Source organism: Chrysiogenia bacterium (assembly GCA_020434085.1).
Classification (GTDB): Bacteria; JAGRBM01; JAGRBM01; order JAGRBM01; family JAGRBM01; genus JAGRBM01.
In genome coordinates this window covers 1-8,938 of sequence record JAGRBM010000562.1, presented here as the reverse complement: position 1 = coordinate 8,938, position 8,938 = coordinate 1, and the positions used below count along the sequence as shown (strand labels likewise).

The window sequence follows — 8,938 nt, the reverse complement described above, 5'->3', positions numbered from 1 at the left end:
CAATCCGTGCCACCAGATCTCCATCGCTGCACAGGCATAGCAGGCGAAGCGCTGCCTGATTGAGCACCTCATCGCCGCAGGACTCGCCGTAGGTCTCATTGATTTGCTCGAATCGGTCGATGTCGACAAAGTGGATCGCAAATGGCTGGTTGGCGCGCCGCATCTGGCTGATACGCGACTGGACGCGCTCCTTGAGCGAGCGCCGGTTCGGAAGACCGGTGGAAGAATCATATCGGGCGTGGTGCTCGATGAGGTCGCTGTGATCGGCACGCGAATGAAAGGGAGCGACCATCCCGTGGATCGTCGGCTCATCGTTGGCACCGGTGTAGCATGCGCCGCTCTCGATGACCCAGTTCGCCTTGTTGAGCTGCTCGTTGATCAGGCGGTAGGAGACCTGGTAGTCGTTTCCCGCACCAAGGGCCCGGTTGATCGCGTCGCGCACGCGAACGAGGTCGTCCCGCGCAATGAATCGGTCGAGGTGACAATTGCCGGCGAGCAATTCGTGAATCGGGCGGCCGGTCAGGTGCCCCAGGCGCTCGCTGGCATAGAGCAGGGGTCGGCCTTTCTCGGCGCTGCAGGCAAAGAGGGCCGATGGCGCACGGTCGATGACATGCTTGGAATGCATACCTTGTTGTGCCGAGGTCTGCTTAGTTTGTGCGTCCCCATTGATGTGCTCAGACATGGTTTTCCCCGATGCTTGTCCCGCCTTGCTGTTGCGCCTGCCTTCGAAATTCAACCGATTGAGTGCATCCCTTTCATCAGGTCGCCGTAGACATGATGTCCCAGCATTCGTTGCGCATCACCGGGCGTGATGGGCAGCCGGTGAAAACCCTCGAAGCCCAGCCGCTTTGCCTCACTCCGCCGATCCTCGTCGTCAAAAAGGATGAAGGGCGTGGAGATTCGAGCCCAGGGGGCAAATTCCACCCTGTCGGCATCTACAAGGGCCTGAGTGAAATGCATCAGAACCAGATCGAAGTCCTCGGTTTCAATCTCGTGGAAAGCATTGGAGCTGAGCTCCGGTGCATCGACGCAGCAGCCAATGCCGCGGAACACGCTGCGCAGTTGCATGCGCAACGGGGTGTCATCCTCACAAACCAGAACTCGCGGCGGGAAGTCCGCCAGCACATCGCCCAGGTGGCCCATGAAGGTGACCGCGGGCTTGGGCTCGCGGATTGCCCTGTCGGAGAACGTGGTTCCGCCCATGAAACGCGGGAGATGTTCGGGTCGAAACAGGGGCATGCTCGGCTCCGGCGCGCAATAGCGCGCGACAGGTGCGTGTGCGTGAACAAAGGTGTACAGGAAACTATCTCAGAAAATAACGAAACTAACAAGGAGGTACGTCACGGAACAATTGCACTGATAGTCCAGTCGCGCTGGACGGGAACTAATGAATTCAGTGACAAAGGTGACCCATGTCATGGAAAATGTAGCGAAATTATGGTTTATAATGAGAGGTTCAGGCACCTCATGACTTTTGCATCGCGTCATTACTTGTCCAACAGGTGGGAAGTGTTGTCTATGAATTTATCCTCTACTGGGCGTCAGGATCACCGTAGCCGCTATTCAGATCATTATGAGCTTCTGCGACGCGGCGTGTCGAGTGTGTTTGTCGTTCTATTGGGCATAACGCTACTGTCGTGTACTGACGCTACGAAAGACGAACAGTACGTGCGTGCACTCTCTTTTGCGGTGGAACCGGCCGACGAAGCCCAGGCGGGTGTCGGCCTGGGGCACTTTGCCGTTCAGGTCGAAGAGATGGAGGCAGCCGGAGTTACTGACGATGAACCGAAGACCGCCACCGTTACGATCAAGGACCGCGACGGCGGCGTCTCGGGTGTCACCAGTGTTCCCGTGACCAACGGGATGGCGCGTTTCCATCACGTCGTCATCGACGCCACGGGTGAGGTGGAACTGGAGATCTCGGTCGATGGCGCCAGGCCACTGATTACGAAGACCATCACGGTGCACTCAAATCCCGGGATTGATTCCCGGCCGAGCCTTGTGAGCAAGGGCGCCGAAGGGCAGGGCGGCGACGGCGACAGCCTTGGCAGCATCGCCAACGCCGACGGGCGCTACTCCGCCTTTGCAAGCGACTCGGACAACTTTGTTCAGGGTGATGAAAACTCATCCTCGGATATCTTCTTCTTCGACAAAGAGAAGGGCAAGGCGGAGGCCATCAGCGTGAACGACACCGGGGAACTGGGAAACGGGGCGAGCACCAACGGTGTGATGAGTTCGTGCGCGCGTTACCTGGCTTATGAATCGGACGCGACCAACCTGGTACCCGGAGATACCAATGGAGTCACCGATATCTATTTCCGTGACCGTCACACGAACCATACCAAGCGCATCAGCATCACCGAGAAGGGTGTGGAGCCCAACGCTCCCTCGCTGCAACCATCGATTTCCGGTTGCGGGGCATTTGTTGCGTTTACCAGTGCGGCGACAACGCTCAGCAGCGCCGATACCCACGGGGTTACGCAGATCTATATCAAGGATCAGGCCTTCGGCGGACTTCGACTGGTGAGCCTGTTCAACGGCAAGCCCGGTGAGTATGCCAGCGCCGATCCCGCACTCTCGCCCAACGCCGATGAGATCGCCTTCCAGACTTCGATCAAGAATCTCGAAGCCGACACCCGGGAGAGCACCATGCAGCTCGTGTTGACCGATCTCAAGACCGGAGAGATCGTACTGGTAAGTCGCACGCCGCAGAACAAGCCGGCGAATGGAAACAGCGGGGAGCCGGCGATCTCCCGCGGCGGCCGTTACGTGGTGTTTTCCTCGGACGCGACGGATATGACCGATACCCAGAACACCCATGGTGGCGCAGAAGTATTTCTCTATGATCGCGAGACTTCCACCGTGACGCAGGTGAGCACCACGACGATCGGGCGCGCTCCCGATGGTCCAAGCATGCACCCGAGCATCTCCGACAACGGGCGCTACGTCGCGTTTGAGTCGGCCGCTACGAACCTTGTTCCGGGCGACACCAACCGGAGCAACGATATGTTCGTGCTCGACCGGGAGAGCAGCCTCATCGAGCGGACAACGGTCGATGCCGATGGCAACGAGCTCGAAGGCGACTGCATTGCCGGTCGGATCTCCAACGACGGCCGGTTCGTGACGTTCCAGAGCGCCTCCGAGGCGGTTCTGCCCGAGCAGGACCTGGAGGGCTATCAGACCTACATGGGCTGCAATCCCTTCGAATTGCTCGAGGGTGAAGACACGCCCTAGGTCACCGGCGCGCCGTCCCTGGGCGAACACGGTGTAAGAAAACGCCGCTTGTCTCCGGGTGAGCGGCGTTTTTTCGTGGAATTCAGGTGGATTTCCGTACTGTGCGAGTTGAGCGGCAGGTCAAATCCGTCTATTTCTTGATTGATACATAATCGTGTTCGTGTTTCGCTTTCTCTTTGGACACGACAGGCGGTGATATCCACCGGTGGGGCTTTCACCGCCTGAATGACGCAGCAACTTGTGCAGGCATAATTGATGGGTGGATTTTCTCCGGTTCTCTGCGAGGGCAGCTCTGAACAGAGCCGCGACTTGCGCGCGCGCGTCGATCTTTTTGCCGGTGCGGCCCCTACGACGGTATTCATCGTCGGAGAACGGGGTGCCGGCAAGGCGACGGCAGCGCGTACTCTGCACGTACGCAGTGCTCGCAAGGCCGAGCCCTTCTTCACCTATTCCCCACGAGGCAAGACGGATCTCGAAATCGAGGTCGCACTCTTTGGAGGTGTGGATCGAGGCCTGCTCGGTGATGCCGACGGCGGGACGCTCTATATACCTGACGCCGATACGCTCCCGCTTGCGGTTCAGGAACGGCTGTTCAACTTTCATCAGCAGCGTGAATACCGTACCAAGACGTCAGGGAAGGTAGTGACCGCCAATACCTGGGTGATCTATGCAACGGAGCGCGATCCCGCGGAACTGATTGTGGAGCGGACTCTGAGCCGCTCGTTCTATCAGATCGTCTCCATCCTTCGGCTCGATGTGCCGCCGCTGCGCGAGCGCGCCGAAGATCTGCCGCTTCTGGTGCAGGAACTGGGCAAGAGAATCGCTCCCGAGCTCAGCCGGATGCTGCAGCTTCCCGATTCTTTCTGGAAGGCGCTCGGAGAATACGAGTGGCCCGGGAACATCAGTGAACTGCGCGAGCGACTCGAAGTTTGCTTCGAGCAGATGCGCGGGCTCAGCGCTGCGGACATGCAGGCCTGCATGACGCAGAAGGCGGGTGACCTTCCAAAGGACTGACCGGTCTAGTGCGGGACCCTCTCGATTGATCCCTTGCATTCGGGGCAGATCACACGCCGCAGGTCGGGGACGCACTCACAAGCGAGCAGCCCCTGCTTACGAACCGCTTCCACCGTGCTATCCCAGAGTCCCTCGCCCCGGAGGCGCACGTTCAGGCACCAGTCGCACATGTCCATCACGCCGCGGATCGCCTGGAACTGCGGACAGACCTGGGTGGATTTCTTCCGTGGGGACTCGGAGTGAATGAGAACGCGGAACTCGATGCCGCCGTCGGGGAGGGGGGAGAGCTGCATCTCTCCTTCGCGGATCAGCTCCGGCGAGTTGCACTGGGACGGAAAACGGATTGCCTCACCGGTCTCGCGCACGTGTTTGAGCAGCGGCCTGTAGAGGGTAATCAGATCCACGCACTGGATGTGGCTCCACAGGGAAGTCCCCAGCAATTTTTTCCCCAGATGGGCGCCGCCGTTGGCCTGTGCGAACGCCTCCCAATCGCCCCCGGTCTCGACAATCCTGTCTAACCCATCGATTTTATAGGAGATTTTCTGGCTCTGTTTCACCGACTCAGGTCCACTTCTCCGCCCGAGAACCACTTTAGTCATATGTGACCAACGAACTTTCTGATCCAAATCATACCCCTGGGGGGTAGTCTTTGCTATATTCGTGCTTAGGTTGAAGTCGAAGTTGCAGGAGTCCCCTCCTGGGGGCGTTCAAATACCCGGCGGAGCAAAAAAAAGCATGGCGAAGCGAGTCATCAAGTTTTCCATCGACCACCCGCGCGTGATCTTCGCGATCGTGGCGGTCGTGACACTGATTCTGGGTTCGCAGATTCCCAAAATCACGGTCGATACAGATCCAGAGAACATGTTGCCGCATGATCAGCCCGACCGCGTCTTCCATGACGAGGTCAAGCAGCAGTTCGCTCTCTACGACATGATCGTCGTCGGGGTGGTGAACGATAGAGACCCCGACGGGGTATTCAACCCGGAATCACTCGCGCGCGTCCAGAAGCTCACCGAAGAGATCCAGCAGATCGACGGTGTTGTCCGCCAGGACGTGATGAGCATTTCCAGCGTGGACAACATCACGCAGGAGGGGCCCGGCACCATCCGCTTCCAGTGGATGATGAAGGAAGCGCCGAAGACCCGGGAAGAAGCCCTCGCGGTGCGCGATGCCGCCCGGAACCTGCCGCTGCTCGATGGCAGCGTGGTCTCCGACGACGGCAAGGCGCTGGCCATCTACGTGCCCATCGAGCGTAAGGACCAGAGCTACCGCATCGCGCAGGAAATCCAGGCCGAGGTCGACCAGCTCGGCGGCGACGACGCCTATCACATCACGGGCCTCCCCGTGGCCGAAGACACCTTCGGCGTCGAGATGTTCAAGCAGATGGCCATCTCCGCGCCGCTCTCGGGCCTGATCATCTTCATCCTGATGTGGGTCTTCTTCCGCAGCTTCTCTCTGATCACTTCGCCCATGCTTCTGGCCATCGCCACGGTGGTGAGCACCATGGGCCTGCTCATCGGCATGGGCTTTACCGTGCACATCATGAGCTCAATGATTCCGATCTTCCTGATGCCCATCGCGGTGGTGGACTCGGTGCACATCCTCTCGGAATTCGCCGACCACTACAAAAAGGGCGACGACAAGCGCAAGGTTGTCTCCGAGGTCATGGGGCACCTGTTCACGCCGATGCTCTACACCTCACTGACCTCGGCGGTGGGTTTTGCATCGCTGGCATTCACGCCGATTCCGCCGGTCAAGGTCTTTGGCCTGTTCGTGGCCCTGGGCATCGCGCTCGCCTTCGTGCTGACGATCACCTTCATTCCCGCCTATGCGGTGAGCCTCTCGGACAAGCAGCTCGAAAAGATGCTGAGCGCCGGCGGTGGTGAGAGCGGCGGCGAGGGACTGCTCGGCCGCGTGCTTCACGGGGCAGGACAGTTCGTTCTCTCGCGGGGCAAGCTCCTGATCGCCGCGGCCGTGGTGGTGCTGGGAATCAGCGGCTGGGGCATTACCAAGATTCAGATCAACGACAATCCGGTGCGCTGGTTCAAGGAACACCACCGCATTCGCGTGGCCGACGAGGTCCTCAACGAGCACTTCGCCGGCACCTACAACGCCTTCCTGGTGCTCGAAGCCGGTGACGACGCCGAAGTCTTCTCGAACTTTGAGAGGCAGGCCGCCGACGTCATCGCGCGCGCAAAATCCGAAGGCGTGGACCTTTCGGGCACCTGGAAGGATCTCATCGCCCATGCCGAGGGTGGCAACTCCGGCGAGCGTCTCTCGGCGCTCTCGCTGGGGATCGATGATGCACTCTTCGGTGGTTCGGACACCGAGGCCCCTTACCTCGAAGACCTGCTGGCACTCGCCGAGAAGGCGCAGCTTCAGGCCAAGGTTTTCCAGAGCCCCGAGACGCTTCGCTACATCGAGAAACTCCAGAGCGCGCTGCTCGACAGCGGCAAGGTGGGCAAGTCCAACTCCATTGCCGACGTGGTGAAGACGGTCTACCGCGAGCTGCTCGACGGCAAGGACGCCAGCTACAAGCTGCCCGATTCGAGCCGCGGCGTGGCGCAGGCGCTGCTGAGTTACCAGTCTTCGCACCGGCCCGACGACCTGTGGCACATGGTGACGCCCGACTACCGCGCTTCGGCGGTGTGGGTGCAGCTCAAGAGCGGTGACAACCGCGAAATGAGCGCCGTGGTCGATGCGATGAAAGACTTCACCGCGCAGAACCCGCCCCCGGATGGCATTGACGTCAACTGGGCCGGACTGACCTACATCAACGTCATCTGGCAGGAAGAAATGGTGGTGGGGATGCTCGAATCCCTGGCGGGATCCTTTATCATCGTGCTCATCATGATGATCGTCCTCTTCCGCTCGCTGAGTTACGGCCTGCTGGCCATGGTGCCGCTGACGATCACCATCTCGCTGATCTACGGCCTGATCGGAATCGTGGGCAAGGACTACGACATGCCCGTGGCAGTGCTCAGCTCGCTGACGCTGGGGCTCTCGGTGGACTTTGCAATCCACTTCCTCCAGCGCATGCGGGCCATTCACAAGGAAGTGGGCGACTGGCGCCGCACGGTGGAGCTCATGTTCGAAGAGCCCGGCCGCGCGATCTCGCGCAACGCCATCGTTATTGCCATCGGCTTCCTGCCGCTGCTGGCAGCGCCGCTGGTCCCTTACATTACCGTGGGCTTCTTCCTGGCGGCGATCATGGCGATCTCAAGCGCCGTGACCATGCTGCTGCTGCCGGCGATCGCGGCGCAGCTCAAACATCTATTGTTCAAAGACGGAGCGAATTCCGAAGGGAGTCAAAGCAATGCGTAAGTTCAATCATTCCATTTTCGGTGCCCTCGCGGCACTGCTCATCGCCGCGCCCACGGCGGCCTCGGCCGAGGACCTCACGGATGTCAACGAGATCGTCCGGCAGGCCAACAACGTGTCCTACTATGCCGGTAACGACGGGCGCTCTCAGTCGCGCATGACCATCACCGACAACCAGGGGCGCACGCAGATCCGCCAGTTCACCATTCTGCGCCGCGACCGCGCAGACGGCGGAGACCAGGACTACCTCGTGCTCTTCTCGCGCCCGGCCGATGTGCGCCGCACGGTGTTCCTGGTGGCCAAGCACGTCAAAGGTGACGATGACCGTTGGCTCTACCTGCCGGGCCTCGACCTGGTAAAGCGCATCAGCGCCGGCGACAAGCGCACCAGCTTCGTGGGCTCGCACATCTTCTATGAAGACGTCTCGGGCCGCCGCACCGATGAAGACACCCACGAGCTCGTGGAGACGACGGGTGAACACTACGTGCTGCTCAACAAGCCCAAGGATCCGGGCTCGGTGGAGTTTGCGAGCTACAAGATCTGGATCGAGAAGAAGACCCTGCTGCCGGTGAAGATGGAATTCTCCGACGCCAAGGGCGAGGTCTATCGCCGCATGACGAGCTCCGGCGTGCAGGACATTCAGGGCCATCCCACGGCGACGAAGATGGTGGTCGAGGACCTGCGCTCTGGCGGCAACACGGTGATCGAGTTCCGCAACATCGAATACGACCTTGGCATTCCCGAGGACATCTTCTCCGAGCGCTCGCTGCGCAACCCGCCGCTGGACTGGTTCCGGGCGGGCAAATAAGGGGGCGGCGATGTTGAGGCGAGCATTCCCGTATTTCGTGATGATGCTCCTGGCGCTGGTGGCTCCGGCCGCCGCACAGGATGATGGTTGGGAAGACGATCCCTGGGGCAGCGGAAGCGGCGGAGGTGATTCCGGCGGCGGCGCGGCCCTGCCGGTGGAGATCCACGGTTTCGTCGAATTCGCCGGCGCCAGCCGCGCGGTGGAAAACCCCTGGCAGAATGACGACTTCGTGCTGGGGGAAGGCCGCTTCCGGCTCGAGCTCCAGCACTTCGGCGATCAGGTCAGCGCCAGCTTCAAGGGCGATGTGGTCGGCGATGCGGTGGCGCAGTCCACAGATATCGACTTTCGCGAGGGACTGATCTCGTTCACGCCGGCCAAGTGGCTCGACGTGCGTGCCGGTCGGCAGGTGCTGACCTGGGGAACAGGTGACTTCGTGTTCCTCAACGATCTGTTCCCCAAGGACTGGGTGTCGTTCTTCATTGGTCGCGACGACGAGTTTCTGAAAGCCCCCTCGAATGCAGTGAAGCTCAGCGCCTTCAGCGACATCGTGAACCTGGACGT

At 60.4% G+C, this 8,938-nt stretch carries 8 protein-coding genes; 5 read left to right on the top strand and 3 right to left on the bottom strand.

Annotated elements, in window-relative coordinates:
- Positions 1-625: diguanylate cyclase (locus tag KDH09_18570; protein ID MCB0221708.1), on the bottom strand; the 625-nt coding region annotated here is incomplete at its 3' end.
- Between the two features lie 107 nt (positions 626-732).
- Positions 733-1,239 carry a response regulator gene (locus KDH09_18565; protein ID MCB0221707.1) on the bottom strand — a complete coding sequence of 169 codons (507 nt, stop codon included), beginning with the start codon at positions 1,237-1,239 and terminating at the stop codon, positions 733-735.
- Between the two features lie 429 nt (positions 1,240-1,668).
- Here KDH09_18565 and KDH09_18560 point away from each other — a divergent pair, with 429 nt between their 5' ends.
- Together KDH09_18560 and KDH09_18555 are read left to right on the top strand one after the other, a co-directional pair.
- Entirely contained in the window at positions 1,669-3,234 is a 1,566-nt protein-coding gene (locus tag KDH09_18560; protein ID MCB0221706.1) for a hypothetical protein, read from the top strand.
- Positions 3,235-3,489: 255 nt separating this feature from the next.
- Entirely contained in the window at positions 3,490-4,248 is a 759-nt protein-coding gene (locus tag KDH09_18555) for a sigma 54-interacting transcriptional regulator (protein MCB0221705.1), read from the top strand.
- Between the two features lie 5 nt (positions 4,249-4,253).
- Here KDH09_18555 and KDH09_18550 read toward each other — a convergent pair whose 3' ends face one another.
- Positions 4,254-4,805 carry a hypothetical protein gene (locus KDH09_18550; GenBank protein MCB0221704.1) on the bottom strand — a complete coding sequence of 184 codons (552 nt, stop codon included), beginning with the start codon at positions 4,803-4,805 and terminating at the stop codon, positions 4,254-4,256.
- Positions 4,806-4,983: 178 nt separating this feature from the next.
- Here KDH09_18550 and KDH09_18545 point away from each other — a divergent pair, with 178 nt between their 5' ends.
- From KDH09_18545 to KDH09_18535, 3 genes are all read left to right on the top strand, one after another.
- Entirely contained in the window at positions 4,984-7,572 is a 2,589-nt protein-coding gene (locus KDH09_18545; protein ID MCB0221703.1) for an MMPL family transporter, read from the top strand.
- Positions 7,565-8,377, top strand: a complete 813-nt coding sequence (locus KDH09_18540; GenBank protein ID MCB0221702.1) for an outer membrane lipoprotein-sorting protein — start codon at positions 7,565-7,567, stop codon at positions 8,375-8,377. The genes KDH09_18545 and KDH09_18540 overlap by 8 nt, the downstream gene beginning before the upstream one ends.
- Before the next feature lie 10 nt (positions 8,378-8,387).
- On the top strand, positions 8,388-8,938 hold a 551-nt coding region (locus tag KDH09_18535), incomplete at its 3' end, for a hypothetical protein (GenBank protein MCB0221701.1).

Coding starts and splice junctions, on each gene's coding strand:
- KDH09_18565 (MCB0221707.1), bottom strand. CDS start 1,239: ATGCCCCTGTTTCGACCCGAACATCTCCCGCGTTTCATGGGCGGAACC.
- KDH09_18555 (MCB0221705.1), top strand. CDS start 3,490: ATGGGTGGATTTTCTCCGGTTCTCTGCGAGGGCAGCTCTGAACAGAGC.
- KDH09_18545 (MCB0221703.1), top strand. CDS start 4,984: ATGGCGAAGCGAGTCATCAAGTTTTCCATCGACCACCCGCGCGTGATC.
- KDH09_18540 (MCB0221702.1), top strand. CDS start 7,565: ATGCGTAAGTTCAATCATTCCATTTTCGGTGCCCTCGCGGCACTGCTC.